The 22,558-nt window shown below is 50.6% G+C and carries 22 protein-coding genes and 1 tRNA gene; 8 read left to right on the top strand and 15 right to left on the bottom strand.

Translation table 11 applies throughout. From position 1 onward, the window contains the following. Positions 1–58: 58 nt before the first annotated feature. The 12 genes from gstA to pspF all read right to left on the bottom strand — a co-directional run bounded on the left by gstA (position 59) and on the right by pspF (position 14,096). Entirely contained in the window at positions 59–664 is a 606-nt protein-coding gene (gene gstA, locus AB3G37_RS15665; protein WP_369788411.1) for a glutathione transferase GstA, read from the bottom strand. A 96-nt stretch (positions 665–760) separates the two neighbouring features. Further along, positions 761–1,627, bottom strand: a complete 867-nt coding sequence (gene dapA / locus AB3G37_RS15660) for a 4-hydroxy-tetrahydrodipicolinate synthase (RefSeq protein WP_369788410.1) — start codon at positions 1,625–1,627, stop codon at positions 761–763. A gap of 261 nt (positions 1,628–1,888) precedes the next feature. Continuing rightward, the gene (locus AB3G37_RS15655) at positions 1,889–2,185 is read right to left on the bottom strand and encodes a hypothetical protein (protein WP_369788409.1); all 297 of its coding nucleotides are present in this window, start codon (positions 2,183–2,185) and stop codon (positions 1,889–1,891) included. A 331-nt stretch (positions 2,186–2,516) separates the two neighbouring features. After that, a complete protein-coding gene (fabV, locus tag AB3G37_RS15650; RefSeq protein ID WP_009635946.1) occupies positions 2,517–3,716 on the bottom strand; it encodes an enoyl-ACP reductase FabV in 1,200 nt (399 codons plus the stop codon). Between the two features lie 242 nt (positions 3,717–3,958). Continuing rightward, complete coding sequence (gene dtpA / locus AB3G37_RS15645) at positions 3,959–5,437, bottom strand: dipeptide/tripeptide permease DtpA (RefSeq protein ID WP_369790973.1); 1,479 nt, start codon at positions 5,435–5,437, stop codon at positions 3,959–3,961. 602 nt (positions 5,438–6,039) lie between these two features. Then, positions 6,040–7,218, bottom strand: coding sequence for a CMD domain-containing protein (locus AB3G37_RS15640; RefSeq protein WP_369788408.1), 1,179 nt, complete (start codon positions 7,216–7,218; stop codon positions 6,040–6,042). A gap of 193 nt (positions 7,219–7,411) precedes the next feature. Further along, a complete protein-coding gene (sapF, locus tag AB3G37_RS15635) occupies positions 7,412–8,224 on the bottom strand; it encodes a putrescine export ABC transporter ATP-binding protein SapF (RefSeq protein WP_369788407.1) in 813 nt (270 codons plus the stop codon). After that, complete coding sequence (gene sapD, locus AB3G37_RS15630; protein WP_009635950.1) at positions 8,224–9,216, bottom strand: putrescine export ABC transporter ATP-binding protein SapD; 993 nt, start codon at positions 9,214–9,216, stop codon at positions 8,224–8,226. The genes sapF and sapD overlap by 1 nt, the downstream gene beginning before the upstream one ends. Next, entirely contained in the window at positions 9,216–10,106 is an 891-nt protein-coding gene (sapC, locus tag AB3G37_RS15625) for a putrescine export ABC transporter permease SapC (RefSeq protein WP_009635951.1), read from the bottom strand. The genes sapD and sapC overlap by 1 nt, the downstream gene beginning before the upstream one ends. Continuing rightward, positions 10,093–11,058: a putrescine export ABC transporter permease SapB gene (gene sapB / locus AB3G37_RS15620; RefSeq protein ID WP_009635952.1), complete on the bottom strand. Its 966-nt coding sequence runs from the start codon at positions 11,056–11,058 to the stop codon at positions 10,093–10,095. Before sapB ends, sapC begins: the two co-directional genes overlap by 14 nt. Beyond that, a complete protein-coding gene (gene sapA / locus AB3G37_RS15615; protein WP_369788406.1) occupies positions 11,055–12,791 on the bottom strand; it encodes an ABC transporter substrate-binding protein SapA in 1,737 nt (578 codons plus the stop codon). The genes sapB and sapA overlap by 4 nt, the downstream gene beginning before the upstream one ends. A gap of 282 nt (positions 12,792–13,073) precedes the next feature. Further along, positions 13,074–14,096: a phage shock protein operon transcriptional activator gene (gene pspF / locus AB3G37_RS15610; protein ID WP_369788405.1), complete on the bottom strand. Its 1,023-nt coding sequence runs from the start codon at positions 14,094–14,096 to the stop codon at positions 13,074–13,076. Between the two features lie 222 nt (positions 14,097–14,318). Here pspF and pspA point away from each other — a divergent pair, with 222 nt between their 5' ends. The 6 genes from pspA (at position 14,319) to AB3G37_RS15580 (ending at position 18,476) form a co-directional block, all read left to right on the top strand. After that, complete coding sequence (gene pspA, locus AB3G37_RS15605) at positions 14,319–14,990, top strand: phage shock protein PspA (RefSeq protein ID WP_009635955.1); 672 nt, start codon at positions 14,319–14,321, stop codon at positions 14,988–14,990. 73 nt (positions 14,991–15,063) lie between these two features. After that, on the top strand, positions 15,064–15,291 hold the full coding sequence (gene pspB, locus AB3G37_RS15600) for an envelope stress response membrane protein PspB (protein ID WP_369788404.1): 228 nt from the start codon (positions 15,064–15,066) through the stop codon (positions 15,289–15,291). Then, positions 15,291–15,650 carry an envelope stress response membrane protein PspC gene (gene pspC / locus AB3G37_RS15595; protein WP_009635957.1) on the top strand — a complete coding sequence of 120 codons (360 nt, stop codon included), beginning with the start codon at positions 15,291–15,293 and terminating at the stop codon, positions 15,648–15,650. Before pspB ends, pspC begins: the two co-directional genes overlap by 1 nt. Positions 15,651–15,797: 147 nt before the next feature. Next, positions 15,798–16,043 carry a phage shock protein PspD gene (locus AB3G37_RS15590; protein WP_009635958.1) on the top strand — a complete coding sequence of 82 codons (246 nt, stop codon included), beginning with the start codon at positions 15,798–15,800 and terminating at the stop codon, positions 16,041–16,043. After that, complete coding sequence (locus AB3G37_RS15585) at positions 16,024–17,421, top strand: YcjX family protein (RefSeq protein ID WP_369788403.1); 1,398 nt, start codon at positions 16,024–16,026, stop codon at positions 17,419–17,421. Before AB3G37_RS15590 ends, AB3G37_RS15585 begins: the two co-directional genes overlap by 20 nt. Next, positions 17,418–18,476, top strand: a complete 1,059-nt coding sequence (locus tag AB3G37_RS15580; RefSeq protein WP_369788402.1) for a TIGR01620 family protein — start codon at positions 17,418–17,420, stop codon at positions 18,474–18,476. The genes AB3G37_RS15585 and AB3G37_RS15580 overlap by 4 nt, the downstream gene beginning before the upstream one ends. Before the next feature lie 185 nt (positions 18,477–18,661). Here the strand turns inward: AB3G37_RS15580 and AB3G37_RS15575 are convergent. The 3 genes from AB3G37_RS15575 to AB3G37_RS15565 form a co-directional block, all read right to left on the bottom strand. Further along, positions 18,662–18,746, bottom strand: a tRNA-Tyr gene (locus AB3G37_RS15575). 204 nt (positions 18,747–18,950) lie between these two features. Beyond that, positions 18,951–19,799, bottom strand: coding sequence for a formyltetrahydrofolate deformylase (gene purU / locus AB3G37_RS15570; protein WP_009635961.1), 849 nt, complete (start codon positions 19,797–19,799; stop codon positions 18,951–18,953). A 121-nt stretch (positions 19,800–19,920) separates the two neighbouring features. Next, complete coding sequence (locus AB3G37_RS15565; RefSeq protein WP_369788401.1) at positions 19,921–20,385, bottom strand: YchJ family protein; 465 nt, start codon at positions 20,383–20,385, stop codon at positions 19,921–19,923. Positions 20,386–20,521: 136 nt separating this feature from the next. On the opposite strand from AB3G37_RS15565, the gene rssA reads away from it, so the two are divergent. Together rssA and rssB are read left to right on the top strand one after the other, a co-directional pair. After that, positions 20,522–21,433, top strand: a complete 912-nt coding sequence (gene rssA, locus AB3G37_RS15560) for a patatin-like phospholipase RssA (protein ID WP_009635963.1) — start codon at positions 20,522–20,524, stop codon at positions 21,431–21,433. A gap of 97 nt (positions 21,434–21,530) precedes the next feature. Then, a complete protein-coding gene (gene rssB, locus AB3G37_RS15555) occupies positions 21,531–22,544 on the top strand; it encodes a two-component system response regulator RssB (RefSeq protein WP_369788400.1) in 1,014 nt (337 codons plus the stop codon). Positions 22,545–22,558: the final 14 nt, after the last annotated feature.

Genomic DNA, 22,558 nt, shown 5'->3' with positions numbered 1-22,558 from the left:
GGAGTCAGTAATGTAGAACATCGTTTGGCAGTGTGTTCTTTGTCCCGGCGACCAGAAACTATTTCAAACCTTCCGCAGTCAACGCCGCATCCACGGCCGGGCGCGCCGCAACTCGCTCAAAGTAACCGCTTAGCTCTTTGTACTGACTCAAATCAAACTTCAGCACTTTTGCCCAGGTCAACATGGTAAATAGGTAAGCATCGGCGACACTGAATCGTTGACCGAGTAAAAATTGCTTATTTTTCAGAGAATCATCCAGATAAGAGAATTTTTTGCTCATCGCTTCACGTTGCAGGGCTTTGTATTCATCAGGGATTTTGGCGTTGAAAAGCGGACTCAATCCACGTTGCATCTCGGTTGCAATATAGTTCAACCACTCCAGCGCCTCATAGCGCGCCAGCGAGCCCGGTTCAGGAAGCAGCTGGCGGTCAGGCTTTTGATCAGCGATGTACTGCACAATCACTGGGCCTTCTGTTAGCACTGTCCCATCGTCAAGCACCAGTGTCGGCACCTGTCCCTTGGGATTGAGCTGGTACAAACTCTCACCTTGTTCAGTTCTCTTGGTCACTAAATCGACTTTTGAGATGGTGAAATCCAGACCCGCTTCGCGCAAAACGATATGCGGGGAGAGTGAACAGGCTCCTGCTTTATAATAAAGTTTCATACAAACTCCAGCTAATACGTTGGCCCTTTCAGGCAATGGGCAGTGGGTTTTTAATGAAATTAACGTTAAAAAAAAGGCGACTGTTCACATTATAATCTATCTGCTGAATGTGTTGAGATAATCCTTAACAGCTTCTTCCACTTCAAGCGGTGCAGGCAGCAAGGGGGCGCGGACTTCATTTTTCATCATGCCATCGAGTGAAAGTGCATATTTAATCGCCGCCGGATTAGGTGCAGCAAACATCAGGCGAATGAGTGGCATCAACTGATAGAAATTTTTGCGCGCTGCGGCTAAATCCCCTTCTTCAACCTGTTTTACCAGCTCAACAAAACGATTAGGGAACAGATGGGCCGAGGCGGTGATTGCGCCGGTTCCACCCAGACATAGGGTAGTAAGAATTTGCCCGTCTTCGCCAGACATGACGTCAAGCTCTCCGTCGGCAATCAGCGCCAGAGTCAGGTCGTTGCTGCCGCCGCAGTCTTTGACCGCGACAATACGCGGATGCTTGGCCAAACGGCGCAGGGTTTCCAATTCAAGATGAATTCCACTGCGGTAAGGCACGTTGTAAACCACGATTGGGACATTGGAATTATCAGCCAGCTCGGTAAACCAGACTTCAAGAGCGGCCTGAGAAGGGCGAATGTAGTAGGGTGCGGGCAGTAAAATACCGGCAATCGGCCGTTTGGTGATGGCATTTTGCATCGCCAGCACGCTCGGCATATGGGTACCTGAAAGGCCCATCATCACTTTGTCGCCGGGAACCACTTCGAGCACGGCATCGAGCACCAGCAACTGTTCTTCTTTGCTCAGCATCGGTGCTTCGCCCGTAGTGCCGCAAACAACGACGCCGCTAACGCCCTGTTTCATCACGTAATGACAGAGTTTAGAGAGGGCGGGGAAGTCAATTTCGCCCTGATTGAAAGGCGTGACAAGGGGAACCCAAATACCAGAAAATGTAGACATAATTAACACGCATGACCCAGTGGTCATCCAAAAAAAGTGTAGGGAGGCGTTAAAACCTGCTCATTATTAGCGTTGTTTCAGCTTGTAATCAGTCTGCTGTAAAAATCAGGCGGCGGCTAATGGAATGATTTAATAAGGCCGCGAGCATTATTGATGTGGCTAATGATGATGCTTTTAACGTCGTTTTTGGCGGCTTATTCTGGGTGTTGGCGGTTAGGGTGCAGATAAATGTTGCGCGTATTGCGTGTTGCGCAGCCAGGCTTAAGACTCAGGCGGAGTAGGTGGTGTTGGCGGCGGTGAGGGTTTATCGTGCTTCTCGCGATATTCACGGCGATAACCTCGCGATTTTCTCCGGCCATCAAGCCATAAATAGGTGCAAACGAGGCAAACGGCGCCGGAAAAAACCACGTTGCGCATGTCGCGGTCATAAAAATAAACCAGCACACAGTCTAGCGCCGCAACAATGGCAAACCATTTATGCACGTGTGAAATTTTGCGCGTTTCCGCATTGAGGCGTTTTAACTGACGTCCTTCATCCAGGACTTTACGTTTTTCCATGCTGGCCTTCCTGGTGAACGAGAGTAATCAATTGAATATAACAAAACTGGCAAGCAAATACCGGGCCGCATTGAAAAACTTCCGCATTTTTTGTCAAAACCCCTTACAGAGAAGTTTCAAACAATTTCCGCTGGTCGATTAATCCGCTATGTTATTGATGAGCCTTGCATTGTGCCAGTTGCTGACAGGGGTAAAATACCGATAGCCGTGAGCAAAAGAAAGGCGGTAAAAACGGTGGGGGTTAATTGCAGTAAAGAATGAAAGGTAATAAAAAGGAGGAACATTGCGGTTCCCCCTTTTAAACATCAAACTTTTAGGCTAATTCAAACGATTAGACTAATTCGATCACGTCAAAGTTAGCTTCGGCGCTGACGTCGGCATCGTAATCAACGCCTTTCAGACCAAAACCAAACAGGCGCAGGAATTCGTCTTTGTAGCCCTGATAATCGGTCAGCTGATAGATGTTGTCATCAGTCAGCTGAGCCCAGATCACGCCGCAATTTTTCTGAACTTCGTCACGCAGTTCCCAGTCATCCAGGCGCAGACGGTTTTTGTCGTCAGTTTCTGGCACTGAGTCATTGTACAGTTTGGTAGCGAACAGACGTTGGATTTGCTCGATAGTGCCTTCGTGAATCCCTTGCTCTTTCATGATCTTGAAAGAGATAGCGATATACAGCGGCATTACCGGAATAGCTGCAGAAGCCTGAGTCACCACAGATTTCAGTACAGCAACGTTGGCAGAGCCGCCCTTGGCTTTCAGTTTCGCGTCGATAGCCTGAGCTGCACGATCCAGGTCTTCTTTAGCTTTGCCCAGCGTGCCGTGCCAGTAGATTGGCCAGGTCAGCTCGGTACCAATGTAAGAGTAGGCAACAGACTTGGCGTTGTCGGCCAGCACGCCAGCGTCGGCGAGGGCGTTCATCCACAGTTCCCAGTCCTGACCGCCCATGACTTGAATGGTATCGGCAATTTCTTGCTCATTGGCCGGCTCGACAACTGCGGTTACCAGCTTGTCTTTGTTGGTGTCCAATGCGGTTGATTCGTATGGGGCACCGATAGGTTTCAGCGCTGAACGCACCAGCTCACCTGATTCAGGCATTTTACGTACCGGCGAAGCCAGTGAATAAACTACCAGGTCGATTTGACCCAAGTCTTCTTTGATAAGTTTGATAACGGTATCGCGGCATTCGTTGGAGAATGCATCACCGTTAATGCTTTTTGAATACAAGCCTTCTTCTTTTGCGGCTTTATCGAAAGCGGCAGAGTTGTACCAGCCGGCTGAACCTGTTTTGCTTTCGCTGCCCGGTTTTTCGAAGAATACCCCAATGGTGGCAGCATCTGCACCAAAAGCGGCATTAATTCTTGAGGCAAGCCCATAACCAGTGGAGGCACCAATGACCAGGACACGTTTTGGTCCGTCTTTCAGTTTGCCCTGCGCTTTCACGTATGCAATTTGCTCACGCACGTTGGCTTCGCAGCCGATTGGGTGAGTGGTCGTACAGATAAATCCACGAATTTTAGGTTTGATAATCATGACAAGGCTTATCTTGTTGGTTATTAATGGACGGTAATATTACCTTATTTTCTCGACAAGCTTAAGACTCTGGTTTTGTATCAGAGCAAAATGTCAGAATTTAATTGTAGCGGGGAGTGTGCGATGGGTAAGAACAGACTGAAAATTAAGCATTTACTAATAATAGTGCGGCCCTATGAGACCGCGCTATTCTGCCTTCCCGATAGCGTTTTTAGCGCAGCGGGAAGGCAGGCATTCGTCAATTACGACTGAGAAGACAGCACGCGTTCCGCAGGCTTTTTCTCATCGGTTGGGCGTTCCAGAGTCATGCGATTCAGTTTAGAGGCGGTCAGCAGCATCAGAATGGCAATTACCCCGGTCGCGGCACCAATCTGCAAGAACACATGGCTATAGATAGCCAGAGAAGCGTGCGCATCGGTGATGTCGCCAGGCACGGCGGTCAGCACAGCCACTTTACCGGCAATGATCGCCGCCGCTGCCGTGGTCAGATACCATGAACCCATGATAAAGCCCATCAGGCGCTGTGGAACCAACTGTGCCACCATCGCCAGACCTAAGCCAGAAATCATCAGCTCACCGATACTTTGCAGCGCATAGCTCAGCACCAGCCAGTTAACAGAAACGATACCCGCGTCGTTGGCGAAGCTTGCGCCCCACGGCAGAACCAGGAAAGCCAGTGAACACAGCACCATGCCAATCGCAAACTTGTGCGGCATCGGCATGCTTTTGCCCAACTTGGCATAGATAGCGGCCAGAATCGGGCTTGCCAGCATAATCCAGAACGGGTTCAGCGCCTGATACTGCTCAGGCTGGAAGTCAATTCCCAGCAAGTGATTGTTAACGTTGTGAATGGCAAAGAAGTTCAGCGAGGTTGGCATCTGGCTGTACAGCACGAAAAAGACGATAGCTTCAAGCATCAGAATAAACGCGACGATCATTTTACGACGCGCCAGAGCCTGCAACGAGAAAGTCTCTTTCGCGAAGATGCAGATAATACCGACAGAAACCACGGCCAGTGCCCAGCGAGCGATCGACTGGTTATGCAGCAGGAAGCTGGAAATCGCCACCAGCGCGGCAACGCCGACCAGAACCATCAGCAGCTTGCCATAGTTCAACGGTTTGAAGTCTGGCTTGGAACCGTGATTTTTAACCCAGCGGCGGCAGAAGATAAAGTTCACCAGAGTGATCAGCATGCCGACCACGCTCAGAGAGAACGCAACGCCCCAGCCGTATTTGGCGGCCAGATAAGGCGTAGCCAGCATTGAGAAGAACGAACCGATGTTTACAGACATGTAGTACATGGTAAACGCGCCATCGAGACGCGGGTCGTCTTTTTCATAGCAAGTTGAAAGCAAAGAGGATGGATTTGCCTTAAACAAGCCACTGCCGACGGCGATAGTCGCCATGCCCATGTAAACCCAGAAAATATCATGACCGGAATAGGCAACCTGAGCATAACCCAGCGCCAGTACGATAGCCCCAAGCACGATCACGCGTTTGGAACCCAGCACTTTATCGCCCAGCCAGCCGCCGATGGCGACAAAGCCATAGACCAGAGCACTAAAGGAAGAGAACAGGGTGATGGAGTCGGCTTCGCTCAGGCCAAGCATCTTGACCAGATAAACCGCCATGATCCCTTGCAGGCCGTAGTAACCAAATCGCTCCCATAATTCGATGGAGAAAATAAGGTAGAACGCGCGAGGCTGTTTGAAGGCGTTCATGCTGACGCTTTCATTGGTTGGTGTTGAGTTTGTTTTTGACACTAAGACCTCTGTTTAATTCTGCTTATCCAAGGACAAGTAGCACATAAGTCGCGCAATCGCGCTCTTTGCATAGTTATTAGGATGTATGACGGCAAGTAATGTTCACTATCTTTGAGTATCAGGCAAGCTTTTTGTCATATCCTGTTACAGTTATCCTTCGGTGCCTGATTAAACCTTAATCGAATTGTTATGCAGGATTAAAATTTATGTTTAATTAGATTGTTGAATTTATATCCTGATTAAATATCAATCGTTTATCGGTTGGTGATTCACCCTGTTATCCGCTTCATTATCGGAGTTATGAGGATTAATTATAGGAATCGGCTGAGGGTAAATACTGCTGAATGGGTTTTTTGCAGGATTTTATAAATGAGTAATCTAGATGATTTTGCAAGTGTTTTTTAGACGACGATTGTAATGTGATATTCGTCACTATTTAACACTAAATTTTAGATAGGAATTAACAATAGAACCAGAACAAGCGGTAAGAGTCAGCAGGGACGGTTGAAAAAGCGTCATCGCCAGCTGATTAGACCTGCGATGAGCTTTTTGATGGTGTCTTATGCCAGGCGAGAGTCACCAAGAGTTTGAATCAGGCGATTCAACCAGTTATACAGCGCAGTGCTCAATAAAATATCGACAATTTGCGGATGTTGGTAGTCGGCATCCAGTAAAAGCTGCAGCGCAGCAGCATCGAATTTTTCTGGCGATTGGGTCAGCGTCTGTACCACTTTGACTAATGGGTCTACCGTTTTGTCCGAAGACTTGTTGGCTTGGATATCGTCAAACAGTTGGTCGATATGACTCGACTCTCCACCGGTTTCGAGATAATAGCGACCGTGAATGCCAGCGCAGAATAAACAACCATTAATGCGCGAGGTCGCGGCGGCGGCCCACTCTTTGGGAGAAGATTTCTGGTCGCCGGGCTGTTGCATAATGTGTGTAGTAATGGCTGACAGGGCTTCCAGCGTTGCCACGTCGTGCGCCAGCAACTTATAGAAAGAAGATTCGTGTGCGTCCGGGGCACAGAAGTCCAGCACGTCTAACTGCTGCTGGCTGGCCTTTTTCAAATCTACCTCGGGCAAATACGCGTGCCAACGGCGCAGCTCCAGCGAAAATCCTCGTTGGCTGTTCTCCTCCGCGCGGGGAAACCCTGGTAAAACGGTGGCCGGACGTCCTGCCAATGCATTAATCACAGCCAGCAAACGAGCCTGAAAACTGACAAAGCCAATCAGCTGAGTGAACAGCACGATGTCTTGAGTGCTCAACCCCACGTCGCTTAGCTGAGTCAGCATCGACGGGTTAATCAGCGTGGGTTGGGTGGCCAATAAACGGGCATATTGCGCGAGATGAGTTTGCCGAATATTGCTTTCTCGGGAGGCGTCAGGGCAATTTAGCGGGGCAAGGCGGGCAGCATAATGGCTGCAAAGCGGCTGAATACCCGTAACCTGTGCCACAGTCAGCGCGCTGCTCAGGCGATCATACAACGATAACGTCTGATGTCGCGAAACTGAAATTTCTTGAGGAAACAGCTTGTTATAGCAAGTCTGTGCCGCGAACAGCAAGCCGTTGCGCTGGGTAAGCAAGCGGCGTAGTGAAGGCTCTATCTTTTGTTCAAGTCCAAGCAGAAAACTGTCTGTGTCGTGGGTTTGACAGGGATCCAATGGGGTATGCCGCTGCTGGCTGGTCTGGGTTTCGTGATACCAGCCATCAATCGCGGCCCGGCGCTGATGTTCCATGATCGAGTCCTTTGCGTAAGGCTATTTCAGACTCTATCCTTGCCGATTGCTTACGCCAGATAAAATACTGTTAAGTGATAATTAATAGCTAAAAGGAATAGTAAAATTTGAAAAAGGACTATAAAAGGATAAGGGAAACGGTGAGAGAGACGCAGCGGATCAGCCGTAAGCGCTAATCCGCCAAACAACGTTGTCAGATTGTAGTATCGCGATGCCAGTCATCGGCGGTCAAGGCTTCGCCAAAGTGGCTGGAAATCAGTCTTTTGGTCAGCTCATGTTGCGGGGTCGCCAGCACCTCGGCCGTTGTGCCGCGCTCGACCACCTCGCCGTTATGCATGACCAACACCTGATCGCTAATGTGCTTCATCAGGCCGAGATGCTGGGTGACATAAATATATGAAATTTCATGTTTATCTTGTAGTTCCAGCATCATGTTGATGATCTGCGAACGCATCGACATATCCAGCGATGCCAGTGCCTCGTCGGCCACAATAACCTTGGGTTGCAGGATTAATGCCCGCGCAAGCGCCACGCGTTGCACCTGACCGGAAGCCAGCATGTGCGGATAATAATTGGCGTGATTGGGCAGTAAACCGACCTGACGCAGGGTCTGATTAATACGAGTCTCGCGTTCTGGCGCTTCCATGGTGCTGGTCAAACGAAGAGGAGCCTCGAGGATTTGTCCGATGCGCTGTCGCGGGTTCAACGAGGTTGTCGGATCCTGAAAAATCATACGGATCATCTGGCTGCGGTGGCGATAATCGCCAAACTTCAGACTTTCTTCATCAATAAGAATTTCACCGCTGGTGGGCTCGATCATCCCGGCGAGCATTTTTGCCAGCGTCGATTTACCCGAGCCGTTTTCACCAATAATCGCCAGCGTCTGCTGCGATTTCAGGGTGAAGTTAACCGGCTTTACCGCCTGCAAATTCATCTTGCGAAACAGTCCAGTACGGTAGCGGAACGTTTTGCACAGGTCTCTGACTTCAAGCAACGTCTCGGCCATTATTGCTCCTCCATGTTCAGCGGGAAGTGGCAGGCATAGGCGTGAGTCTTGGCCAGACGCAGGCGCGGTGTTTCAATACATTTTTTCTGCGCATAAGGACAGCGAGGCCCTAATCGGCAGCCAATCGGCAAATGTTCCAGCGACGGAATCGCACCTGGCAGAGTGTTCAGCCGGCTCTTGTGTGGCAGTGAGCGCCCGAAATCAGGCATTGCACGGATCAGCGCCTGAGTATAAGGGTGATGCGGCGCGGCCAGCAGGTCTTCCACCACCGCGCTTTCCACCGTTTGGCCGCAGTACAGCACATTTACCCGATTGGCCCATTTGCTCATCATCTGCAAATCATGGCTGATCAATAAAATTGTGGTGCCATTATTTTGATTGAGGCGAGCCAGCAGGCGGAAAATCTGCGCCTGCGTAGTAGGTTCCATGGCATTGGTCGGCTCGTCGGCGATCAGCAGGCGCGGCTGATTGGCCAGCGCGATAGCGATCATGACTTTCTGGCATTCCCCTTCGGTCAGTTCATAGGGGAAACTCGCCATGATATCTTTGTGATCTTTGATGCCGACGCGATGCAGCAGCTCGATAGCACGGCGTTTACGCCATCTAAACCGCTGATACCACAATCCTTTGTAGGTCCAGCCGGGGATCGCCTGGATAAGCTGTTTACCAATGCTTTCCGAGGGATCCAGACAGGATTGTGGTTCCTGAAAAATCATCGAAATATTGTGGCCTATCAGCTTGCGGCGCTCGCGAGGGCTGAGTTGCAGCAGGTCGATATCATCAAAGCGCATGCGGTCGGCGGTGATGCGCCAGTTGTCTTTAGTCACGCCGCAAATTGCCTTGGCAATCAGGCTTTTGCCCGACCCTGATTCGCCTACCAGTCCGCGAACCTCTCCGGCGGTCAGCGTCATACTGACCCGATCGACAGCCTTGACCGGTCCATCGGAGGTCATAAATTCAATGGTTAGATTGCGAATATCCAGTAAAGGCATTATTTCACCCCTGCAATAATCGCGCGACGCACACCATCGCCGAGAAGATTGATCAGCAAGACGCTAATCAGAATGGCAGCACCGGGTAACATTACGGTCCACGGCGCGGCGTAAACCAGCTCCAGCGAATCGCCGAGCATCGCTCCCCATTCTGGCGACGGCAGCTGTGCGCCTAAATCAAGGAAACCAAGCGCGGCAATATCCATAATTGCCATCGACAAACCGCGAGTAAATTCGGTGACCAGTACAACAATAATGTTCGGGAATACTGCGTAACGCAGGATTTGCAGCGTAGTCGCGCCGTCAAGTCTTACCGCAACCACATACTCTTTTTCCATTTCATCGTGCACGGCCACGTAAAGCGTGCGCGCCATGCGAGGGATAAGTGCCATCCACACCGCCAAATAAGCGTGCTCAAGTTTTGGACCGACAAATGCCACCACCACGATAGCCAGCAGCAGTGACGGAATCGACAGCAGCGTATCGAGAATATGGTTAAGCGCTGCTGAACGAAGGCCTCGTGTACAGCCAGCCAATACGCCGATGATTAATGCACAAAAGGCCGCGGCAATGGTGACCACAATCGCGCCACCAATGGTTGGAGCCGCACCGCTAAGAATGCGACTTAATAGATCGCGACCCAAATCATCGGTGCCAAGAAAGAATGACACATCGCCATAGCGTGACCATGAAGGTGGCAACAGTTGAAAACCCAAAAATTGTTGATCAAGCTGATAGGGCGCCAGCAGGCCGCCAAACAGGCAAAGGAAAGCCAGCCCAATCACGCCGTAGAAGCCAATCATCGACAGGCTGTCACGGTAGAAAATACGCCAGGTGTAACGCAGCGGACTGGGCACCTGTTTTTCGCGATAGATGTTATCGAAGGGCATACCATTCCTTATGTTTCAATGGATTCAACAATGCGCCCAAAATATCTGATAGCACGTTCACCAGAATAACCAGCGAACCGACTACCATCACTCCCGCTGAAATGGCGGCGTAATCCTGCTGGCGAACGGCGTTAACCATCCAGCGTCCCAGACCCGGCCAGTTAAATACTACCTCGGTTATCATCGCCAGCGTCAGCATGGTTGAAAACTGTAAACCGAGCTGCGGGATGATTGGCGGCAACGCATTATGCAATACGTGGCGGCGAATAATCGAGAAACGCGACAGCCCACGAGTCGCGGCGGCCTTGACATAATTTTTCGATAACACGTCGTCGGTGCTGATCCGCATCAGGCGGATAACCTCGGTAGTCGGTGCGACCGCCAGTGCAGCAATAGGCAGAATCATATGTTTGACTGCACTGACGATCATTTCGTGTCGATAGGGCGAATGAGACAGCCAGGCATCGATCAGCGTAAATCCGGTCACTGGCTTGAGCTGATAAAGTAAGTCTATACGCCCCGATACCGGCAGCCAGCCTAATTGCAGAGAGAAAAATAGCATCATAAGCAGCGCCAGCCAGAAGACCGGAATAGAGAAGCCCAGTAGCGCCAGCGTGCTGATGGCCAGGTCCGGCCATTTGCCGCGCATCGCACCCGCAGTGAGCCCCAGAGGAATCCCGACCAGCAAGGCAAGGAAGAATGCGAAAATACACAGTTCCATCGTAGCTGGAAAAACGCTGACAAGCTGAGCGCTGATCGGCTCACCGTTGATACTGGATACGCCAAAATCCAGCTGACACAGGCCGCTAAAGAAGAAACGATAGGCGTCCCACAGCGAAGCACCCTGCAATGGAGCATGGGGGGTGAAATAACTCAGGCTGAACGCCACCAGACTCAGTAGAAACAGGGTGATGATAAACAGCAGCAGGCGGCGCAAAATAAAGATAATCACGGCGTTTTGTCTCCTGCCTGAACGGGAATGTTGGCATCGTTATCTCTGCCGGTAGAGGTGTCGCGGAACACCCCTGCAAACGATGAGTTACCGAATGGACTAAGAACTAACCCTTTGATATCGTAGCGATAAGCCTGCAAGCGTAGCGATGAGGCAAGCGGCAATACCGGTAGCTGTTTTTCAAGAATGGCCTGGGCCTGCTGGTAGTAATCAATTCGCTGCGACAATTGCTGTGAAAGCAGAGCCTGATGCAGCAGCCCGTCAAACTCCGGACTACACCAGTGAGCATAGTTGGTCTGCGAATGAATTGCCGCGCAGCTCAGCACCGGGCGGAAGAAGCTGTCAGGATCGTTACTGTCGGTGGACCAACCTGATAGCGTCAGGTCATGGTTCATCTCCATCAAACGCGCTTCCTGGAAACGACCTTCTACCGGCACGATAATCACTTTGATGCCGATCTGCCCCAAATCGGCCTGAATCAGCTCGGCAGTTTTTAGTGGGCTAGGATTATAAGATTGCGAGACAATCGGCACCCAAAGATGCAGCGTCATATTCTTTTTGCCAAGGCTTTCAAGGATCTGCCGCGCTTTTTCAGGATTGTATTCTGTGACTTTGGCATTGCTGTCATAGGCCCACGACGCGCGTGGTAATACCGACGCCGCCGTTTCTGCCGTGCCGTAATAAATAGACTGCATCAAACGCTGATTGTTAATTGCCAGCGCAACCGCTTCACGCACGCGGACATCATCCAACGGCGGTTTACTGGTATTAAATGCCAGATACGCCACGTTCATTCCCGGGCGCAGTGTCAGTCGCAAACGCGGATCATCACGCAAAATTGACAGCTGGCTGGCTGCAGGATAGGCCAACACGTCGCATTCTCCGGTAAGCAGCTTTGAAAGACGACCGGTGCCGCCAACGCCCATGTCGATCACTACCTGCTGCATGCGCGGCACGCCTTTCCAGTACTGGCCGTTACGCGCTAGCCTCACGTATTGCCCGGCGCGAAAATCGGCGAGCTGGAACGGGCCAGTGCCCACCGGCTGGCGATCGATCTGCTCTTCATTACCGCTTTTTTGCAGCTTGTCGGCATATTCGGCGGAGAGTATCGGGGCGTAATGAGTTGCCAGATGCCAAAGGAAGGAGGCATCGGGATTATTTAATTTAAATTCAACAGTATAGTCGTCAATCTTTTTAACGCTTTTTACAGTTTTTGAAAATTGTAAACTGTCGAAATAAGGATAATCGCTGCCGTTAACACTGTGATAATGATTATTTTCGTCGATCACGCGTTCGGTGCTAAACACTACGTCGTCGGCATTCATCATCCGGGTAGGAGTAAACCACGGCGTAGTTTGAAAGGGGACGTCTTTACGCAGATGAAAACGGTAGGTTGCGCCGTTATCAAGCACTTCCCAGCTTTGCGCCAGTTCGGGGATCAGGCGATAGGTATACGGGTCTACGTCGAGCAGGCGATCGTAAAGTTGTGCGGCGAGGGTATCGACAACCAGCCCGCTGCTGGCTTTTTGCGGATTAAAGGTATTAACCATACCGTTGACACAATAAACAAAGCCGCTGCGGCGGATATCACTCTTTGGTGCAGGATTGGTAACTGGAGGCGTTTTTTCGCTGGCTGAGTGTGCAACAGGCAGGACTTCAGCCAGCGTTGTGGCAGCAAAACAGGACGACACGAGGCCGGCGAAAATTAGCATCCAATGGGTTAAACGACGCATAAGGGCTTCAAATGTAAGTAAGCAATCTGCTAAGTGTACCGCACTCTGTCAGCCACCCAAACCATTGCTTAAAACTATCCCGAAGAGTAGCCGTAAACTTGGTGTGGTAATGAGAAAAATTCTCAACAAAGTGCTTTACAAATGGTACTGATAACTATTATCATCTTTTAATCGGCTGCGGAGCGACTCGCCCTGGGACGTAAAACAGTCGATACGACATTGCTCACATTGCTTCCAGATTTACTTGGCCAGCTCGGGTGCTGGCTTTTTTTTGCCTGCGATTTACGTCTTTTCTTCACTATTTTCCTGCGCATTGACCTGCATTCCAAGCTTCTTCAGTATTCCTCTAAGTTGATGATAAGTAAGACCCAAAAGGTCTGCAGCGCGACGCTGATTAAATTTTGCCTGAGTTAATGCGTGCTCTATCAATGTTTTTTCAACCGTGCCTAGCCAGCTTTTACTGTCTACCGGCAGGGTGGGCAAGATCACAGGATGTTCATCGGACGTCAATGTCGGCTGGAAAACGGGCTTTTGCCGGCTAAAAGGATTGAGCACAATATTATCCAACGGCGCATCGCTGGTTCCGTGGCGATACATAGAGCGCTCGACCACGTTTTTTAACTCCCTGACATTGCCCGGCCAGCCGTAATCCAGCAAGGTCTGCCGCGCAGTGGGGGTAAACCCGGGAAACAGCGGCAGTGAAAGTTCACGGCACATCTGAATGGCAAAATGCTCGGCCAGTAACATGATGTCCTGCTGGCGTTCGCGCAGTGGCGGAAGCTGGATGACGTCAAACGCCAGGCGGTCTAGCAGATCAGCGCGAAACTTTCCGGCGGCAGCGAGCGCGGGGAGGTCGTCATTGGTGGCACACACCAGACGCACGTCAACCTGTAAGGGCTGGCTGCCGCCGACCCGCTCAAGATGCCCGTATTCAATGACTCGCAGCAGCTTTTCTTGTACCAGCATCGGGGCAGTAGCCAGCTCGTCAAGAAATAGCGTGCCGCCATCCGCGCGCTCGAAGCGTCCGAGATGGCGCTTTTGCGCACCGGTAAATGCCCCTGCTTCATGGCCGAACAGCTCGGAGTCAAGCAGGCTTTCATTCAACGCCGCACAGTTAAGCGAGATAAACGGCCCCTGCCAACGCTCGGATAGATAATGCAGCCGGTGGGCTATGAGTTCTTTCCCCGTTCCGCGCTCGCCAGTCACCAGCACCGGTTTGTTCAAGCGGGCAAGTTGCGAGACCTGTTCCAAAACTTCAATAAATGAATTGGCTTCGCCGAGCAGATTGTCGATAGTGGCTGTCATGGTGAAATTTACCAACCGTTAGTTAAATTAATCACGATAGAAATAAGCCTAGCAGAAGCTCAAAGAAAAAAATTGTTTTTATTCAGGTGGATAAAAAAGATTCCAAGTTGGCACGACTCTTGTAATAGCCCTAGCAGGAATGATGACGCCAACACTGAGTCATCTGCATTTTTTACCATCGACCCTATTGGGTCAAAAATAAGTCAAAGAGGAATGTTAACTATGGGTATTTTTTCTCGTTTTGCCGATATCGTAAACGCCAACATCAACAACCTGCTGGATAAAGCTGAAGATCCTCAGAAGCTGGTGCGTTTAATGATTCAGGAGATGGAAGACACGCTGGTTGAAGTTCGTTCGACTTCAGCGCGTGCGCTGGCCGAGAAGAAACAGCTTAATCGCCGCATTGAACAGGGTGAAGCACAACAAGCCGAATGGCAGGAAAAAGCCGAGCTGGCTCTGCGTAAAGACAAAGACGATCTGGCACGCGCCGCTTTGATTGAAAAACAAAAACTGGCCGAGCTGGTGGCGACGCTGAAAAATGAAGTGATCACCGTTCAGGAAACGCTGGACCGCATGAAGTCTGAAATCGGCGAGCTTGAAAGCAAACTCACTGAAACGCGCGCCCGCCAGCAGGCTTTAACGTTGCGCCATCAGGCTGCTTCATCTTCACGTGATGTTCGTCGTCAGCTCGACAGTGGTAAAATTGACGAAGCGATGGCGCGTTTCGAGCATTTTGAGCGCCGCATCGACAGCATGGAGGCCGAGGCTGAATCTATGAGCATCGGTAAAAAGAAAACCCTGGACCAACAGTTTGCCGAATTAAAAGCTGATGATGAAATCAGCGCGCAGATTGAAGCACTGAGAGCGAAAATGCAGGCCAACAAGGACGCCTGATTGCCTGTATATCGCTTTTCGCAATTAAGTGGTTCGCCACAATACTGTTCGCCACAATACTAAAGGAGTAGACATGAGCGTTCTTTTTTTAGCCATTCCATTGACAATATTTGTGTTGTTTGTCGCGCCGATTTGGCTATGGCTACATTACAGCAGCCGTTCACAAAGCGGCGGCCAGCTAAGCCAAAATGAATTTCAGAACTTGCAGCAGTTAACCGGTGAAGCCCAACGCATGCGCGAGAGGATCCAGGCGCTGGAAGAAATCCTTGATGCCGAGCATCCGAACTGGAGGCAATCATAATGAACACAACGCTGTCAGAACGAAAACTGTATCGTGTGCCGGAAGAGGGGGTGTTCAAAGGCGTGTGTGCCGGGCTCTCGCATTATCTGGGCGTACCGGTCAAATTGCTGCGAGTGATTGTTGTCTTATCGATGTTTTTTGGCCTGTTCATGTTTACCGTCGTGGCTTATTTCTTGCTGGCCTGGTTGCTTGAGCCAGCCCCGTCCAAGAGTTTTGACGGTGAGCAGGCGTTGTCGTCACATGAACTTCTGGCGCAGGCCGACCGCGAATTGCATGCTAGTGAACAGAGGCTGAGGCAGCTTGAGCGCTACGTGACCTCGGAAACCTTTGGCGTTCGCAGCCGATTTCGGGAGCTTTAAGCTCGACTTAAGAAGTTAATGGCACAGTAATTTATACAATATTTTTAATAGTTTCCTACAAGCGCCTTCGGGCGCTTATTCAATTTCCAGTCAACTCGCTCGTAATCGAAAGCATAGTTTTGATGGAATATTCAGGAGGGCAGTTTTATGCGCTATGCGGCAGCCGTAACATCATCGGCAAAAAGTGGCCTGTTGAAGAAGGCCTTCAAATTTATCATTATGCTAGTACTGACTTTTGCACCGGCAGGAGTTGCCGCCAAAGTTCTTGGCATACTGGGCAGAGGCCCGCTGCGCTATGTGCTGGCGTTGGTGCTGGAGCCTTTGGTTAGAAGGGTATTAACTGCGCTGTTTGGGCGCTATGCCAGGGAGAGCAATGAAAAGATTCCAAAATGAATTCAACTCAATGGTCAACCGTGGATTAGACCGTCATTTACGTCTTGCCGTTACCGGACTTAGTCGCAGCGGCAAAACGGCTTTTATTACCTCGTTGGTCAATCAATTATTGCACGTTCACAGCGGTGCTCGCCTGCCGCTGTTTTCAGCAGCCCGTGAAGAGAGGCTATTGGGGATTAAACGCGTTCCCCAGCGCGATCTCGGGGTTTCTCGGTTCACCTATGACGAGGGTGTTGCCCAGCTCTTTGGTACGCCACCGGCCTGGCCGACGCCGACCCGTGGCGTAAGCGAGATCCGGCTGGCGCTGCGATTTCGCTCTAATGATTCTCTTTTGCGGCATTTTAAAGACACCTCCACCCTATATCTGGAAATTGTCGATTATCCGGGAGAATGGCTGCTGGATTTACCCATGTTGGAGCAGGATTACCTAAGCTGGTCACGGCAGATGGCCGGTCTATTGCAAGGGCAGCGTTTGGATTGGGCGCAGCCGTGGTTAACTCTTTGCCGGCAGTGTGATCCACTGGCACCGGCCGATGAAAACCAGCTGGCGGCTATCGCGCAGGCTTACACCGACTATCTGGTGCGTTGCAAAGATGAGGGGCTGCACTTTATTCAACCCGGGCGCTTTGTGTTGCCGGGCGATCTGGCCGGCGCACCGGCGCTGCAATTTTTCCCCTGGCCGGAACTGCATCAGTACAGTGATGCTCAACTGGCACAGGCCGACAAGCACAGTAACTTAGGCATGCTTCGCCAGCGTTTTGACTACTATTGCAACAGTATTGTTAAAGGCTTCTATAAAGAGCATTTTGTTCGCTTCGACAGGCAAATTGTTTTGGTTGACTGCCTTCAGCCGCTAAACAGCGGGCCACAGGCCTTCAATGACATGCGCCTGGCGCTGACCCAGCTAATGCAAAGTTTTCACTACGGTAAACGCACGCTATTGCGCCGTCTCTTTGCTCCCTGCATCGACAAACTGATGTTTGCCGCAACTAAAGCCGACCATATTACCGGCGATCAGCACGCGAACATGGTGTCTCTGCTCCAGCAGCTGGTGCAGGAGGCCTGGCAAAACGCCGCCTTTGAAGGTATCAGTATGGATTGCGCCGGGCTTGCCTCGGTCCAGGCGACCGAAAGCGGCGTTGTTGATTATCAGGGGCAGCCAGTTCCGGCTGTGAAAGGTCATCGACTTGACGACGGTCAGCCGTCGACGGTATTTCCCGGCGAAGTGCCTTCCCGCCTGCCGGGGAATGCCTTCTGGGAGCAGCAGGGATTCCATTTTGACGCCTTTCGTCCGCGCCAAATGAACATCGACGTGCCGATGCCGCATATTCGCATGGACGCCGTGATGGAATTTTTATTGGGAGATAAAATGCGATGAGTGAGCCATTAAAACCGCGCATCAATTTTGATCAACAGGTCATTGAGCAAGAAGAGCCGGTTCTTCGTGCGGCGCAAAACTTTGAAGGCGCTCAGGCTGAAAAATTTCTAGCCGTTGCCGAAGCCGATCCTTTGTTACCCCCCGAGGGCCAGGCAGAGGCGGTGATCAGCCGCGCACTGAAACCACGTCGCAGTCTGTGGAGTAAAATGCTCCGACTGGGCGCAGTAGTATTTGCCGCAAGCGTGGTGGGCCAGGGCGTGCAATGGGTTCATCAGGCTTGGGTCCAGCAGGATTGGGTCGAGCTAGGCGCCTGCACTGCTGGCGGCTTAATCGTGGTGGCCGGCATAGGATCGATTTTGACCGAGTGGCGACGTTTGTACCGCCTGCGCCAGCGGGCCGATGAGCGTGAAACCGCTACCGATTTGCTGCACAGCCACGCGTTGGGTCAGGGGCGCGCTTTTTGTGAGAAGCTGGCGCGACAGGCAGGGCTTGACCAAAGTCATCCGGCATTGCAACGCTGGCAGGCGTTGTTACATGAAACCCACAGCGATCGTGAATTGGTCGAACTTTATGCCCGTTTGGTGCAGCCAGTGCTTGACGGTCAGGCTCGACGCGAGATAAGCCAGTCTGCTGCCGAATCTGCGCTGATGATTGCCGTCAGTCCGCTGGCGCTGGTGGATATGGCATTTATCGCCTGGCGTAACCTGCGTCTGGTTAATCGTATTGCTAATTTGTACGGCATTGAGCTTGGCTATTACAGCCGAATTCGTCTGTTCCGCCTGGTATTGCTGAATATTGCCTTTGCAGGCGCAACTGAACTGGTGCGAGAGATAGGTATGGACTGGATTTCTCAGGATCTTGCTGCCCGGCTTTCTGCCCGCGCTGCGCAGGGGATTGGCGCCGGATTACTGACCGCTCGTTTAGGAATTAAGACTATGGAGCTCTGTCGCCCGTTGCCGTGGTTAGAGGGGGATAAACCGCGTCTGGGGGATTTCCGCAGTGAACTGATCGGCAAACTTAAGGCTACGATGAATAAAGGTGCAAAACAGAATTAATCTATTACCGCCCGGTGTGAATATTCATGTCGGGTAATTTTTTTTTGAAATAGTTACGAAAACGACCGGAAGATTTAATGGCTGAGGTTGGCTGTATAGGTGAAAATTAGTCTAATGCTTTGGATTGGCTTGAGATTATTGAGAAGATTAATTTCAGGAATAACTATTCACAGAATGTAGCGCGATGGTGGTGGGGGAAGGATTCGAACCTTCGAAGTCGATGACGGCAGATTTACAGTCTGCTCCCTTTGGCCGCTCGGGAACCCCACCACGAAATTCGTGGATTTACTATTTTTACTACTTATTTATTGCTGCAAACTTTTTTAATTCTCTCGCCGCGTGGCTTGTCGCGGTAAGCGGGGCGCATCATATCAAATGAATCGCTGCTGTAAAGTCTTGAAAGAAAGAAAATAGTTTGAGTGCCGTTTTTTTGCACGTGCGGGCGTTTTCGTGAACAAAAACGCCCGCTAATGCTTACAAAATAACCGTGCGATTACCGTAAACAAATACGCGCTGTTGCAGCACTTTATAAATCGCGCGACTGAGAACATTTTTCTCAACGTCGCGACCGGCGCGCATCATATCATCGGCAGTATAAGTATGGTCGACGTTGATAACGTCCTGCATGATGATCGGACCTTCGTCCAGGTTATCATTAACATAATGCGCTGTTGCGCCGATAATCTTCACGCCGCGTTCGTAGGCCTGATGATAAGGACGGGCACCAATAAACGCAGGCAAGAACGAGTGGTGAATGTTGATCACCTGATTTGGGTAATGCTGAACGAAGCCTGGCGTAAGAACACGCATATATTTAGCCAGCACCACGTAATCAGGCTGGTATTGGTCAATCTGTTCCATCATTGCGCTGTCGTGCTGCTCGCGGGTCAGGCCTTCATGGCTGACCAGATGGAATGGAATATCAAAGCGCTCAACCAAAGTTTGCAGGGTTTCATGGTTGCCAATGACCGCGGCAATTTCTACGTCCAATCCGCCATACACCGACTTCATCAGCAGATCACCCAGACAGTGGGCCTCTTTGGTCACCAGGATCACAATGCGGCGGCGATCGGTGCTTTGCAGTTCACGAATAGAGCCTTTTGGCAGCGCGCTGTCTAGATCGGCTAATAATGTTGAATCGTTGAAAATACCTTCCAGCTCAGTGCGCATAAAGAAGCGCCCGGTGCGGTGATCGACGTATTCATTGTTCTGCACGATATTTAATTCATGCTTGTAACAAATATTGGTGATTTTCGCGATTAGCCCTTTTGCATCGGGGCAAATAGTACGCAGAACTTTGGTTTGAACATTGTGATGTGACATCTTGATCCTGTCTCCCCGTCCTGTCTCTATAGCAGATATGTTGACTTGCTATCTGCTATAGAGAATTTTTCAGGGTGAATATATAAGTGTTTGTTAAATTTATTAGGCGCATTATGCCGCGTTATTGTCCGCAGCACTTCTTGTATTTTTTGCCGGAACCACAAAAGCAAAGATCGTTTCTGCCAAGCTGAGGTTTGATTCCATCGATATAATACCAGCGTTCGTTTAAACGAAGAAAGCGCGAACGTTCATGAATGATGACCGTCTGCGGACTGTCACCGTCCTGATAACGGGCTGAGAACTCGACAAACCCCTCATTGGCATTTTTTCCTGGCTGAGTGGCGATAACCTGCAGCCCCAACCATTGAGTAGAGGCGAAACCTTCTTTAAGTGCATCGCGAAACATGCTCGCTCCGCAGTCGGGATGCCAGCTGGCAATCAAATAATCGGCATTTTGAGTTACGTAAGCGCTGTAGCGAGAACGCATCAGCGCTTCAGGGGTAGCCGCAGGTTGCTCGCCGGAAATCGCCGGATGGCAACATTTTTCAAACTCTGACTCGCTGCCGCAGGGGCATAAAATGGTCACATTAACTCCGAAAGCTGGCAACGCGCAGAGTGCGCGCTTGAATGCATAGGGGCGTTATGTTACCTAACAAAGTCACTGGCTGACAACGCGCAAACGACAGCAAACATTCCGTCATCAGGTATAGATAGGAAAAATAATGGCACGACAGTTGAAGATTGGTCTGGCTTTGGGGTCAGGAGCCGCAAAAGGTTGGGCCCATATTGGTGTTATCAATGCATTGCATGAAATGGGAATTGAAGTTGATATTGTGGCCGGTTGCTCAGTGGGATCACTGGTTGGCGCGGCTTATGTGAGCGGTCGTCTTCCTGCGATGGAAGGATGGGTGAGGTCTTTCAGCTATTGGGACGTCCTGAGACTGATGGATTTCTCCTGGCGTCGCGGCGGCCTGTTGCGCGGAGAGCGGGTGTTTAACGCAGTATCTCAGCTATTACGCATTGACGACTTTGAGCAATGTAACCGCAAATTTGGTGCCGTTGCCACCAATCTCAGCACCGGCAGAGAGTTATGGTTAACCAAGGGAGATTTGCACCAGGCAGTTCGTGCCTCTTGCAGTATGCCAGGCCTGTTGGCTCCGGTATGGTTTAACGGATATTGGCTAGTGGACGGTGCAGTGGTCAATCCGGTGCCGGTTTCGCTAACGCGTGCAATGGGCGCGGATATTGTTATTGCCGTTGACTTGCAGCACGACGCGCATTTAATGCAGCAAGATTTGCTGTCAGTTCAGGCCAATCCAGAAAGTATCAGCGACGAGCAGGAACTTAACTGGCGAGACAAAATACGTCAAAAATTGGCGCGCCCGGTATTTCGCCAAAACAATCAGACGCCGACTGCGATGGAAATTATGTCCACCTCGATTCAGGTACTTGAGAATCGTTTAAAACGATATCGCATGGCAGGCGATCCTCCCGACGTTATTATTCAGCCTTACTGCCCGCAAATATCGACTCTGGATTTCCATCGTGCAGAAGAGGCTATAGAAGCAGGAAGGTTGGCGGTTGAAAAACAGACTGATCTGCTGCTGCCATTGATTAAAAACAATCATTTCTGAACGGCTTAGCAACATTTAGGCGTTATCTGATAATTCCGACGCGCAAAAGTGCGCGTTATAGGCCACTATTAGGAGTAAGAAATTCTGGGAGACCCTGATGGACAAGCCACTTACAAGCAAGCACATTCTGATCGTCGAAGACGAAGCCGTTTTCAGATCGGTACTCGCCAGCTATGTGAGTTCGCTCGGGGCGACGTTCAGTGAAGCCGTTAACGGGCTGGAAGCTTTATCTCTGGTTGAAGAGATCCCTCCTGATTTAATCCTTTGCGATTTAGCAATGCCTGAAATGGGCGGTATCGAATTTGTCGAAAATTTACGGTTACAGGGGAATAAAATCCCCGTGCTGGTAATTTCCGCCACCGATAAAATGACCGATGTGGCGACAATGCTGCGATTGGGCGTTGAAGACGTGCTGTTGAAACCGGTAAACGATCTTAATCGGCTTAAAGATGCGCTATTAACTACCCTTTATCCGAAACTGTTTTCCTCGCAGGCGATGGAAAAAAGCGATTTGATTCAGGACTGGGAAGCGCTTTGCCGCAATCCGCACGAGGCCGCCAGGCTGTTGCAAGAGTTGCAGCCTCCGGTTCAACAAACACTGGCCCACTGCCGCATCAATTATCGTCAACTGACAATGGCGCAACAGTCTGGTCTAGTGCTTGATATTGCCGCGCTGTCATCGAAAGATCTGGGTTTCTACTGTCTCGACGTCACTCGCGCCAATGAAAATGGCGTGCTGGCTGCCTTACTGTTGCGAGCTATCTTCAACGGTTTGCTGCGCGAGCATCTGAGTAATCAGAACCAACGATTGCCGCAAATGTCAGCTCTTCTCAAAGAAGTGAATCATTTATTTAAACAGGCACATCTGCAAGGGCAGTTCCCACTGTTGATGGGGTATTACAACGCCGAGCAGAAAAATCTTATTTTGGTATCGGCTGGCCTTCACGCCAATATCAATACCGGAACAAATCAAATCCAGTTGAGCAATGGGGTGCCGCTCGGTACGCTTGGCTCTTCATATTCGAATCAGGTCAGTCAGCGTTGCGAAGCCTGGCAATGTCAGGTTTGGGGAGCCGGTGGCCGCCTCAGACTGATGCTTTCCGCTGAATAAATGTGCAATTACTC

It is taken from the genome of Rouxiella sp. WC2420 (genome assembly GCF_041200025.1).
Classification (GTDB): Bacteria; Pseudomonadota; Gammaproteobacteria; order Enterobacterales; family Enterobacteriaceae; genus Rouxiella.
Note: the sequence above shows the minus strand (reverse complement) of the source record. Positions and strands in the feature narration are given on the sequence as shown.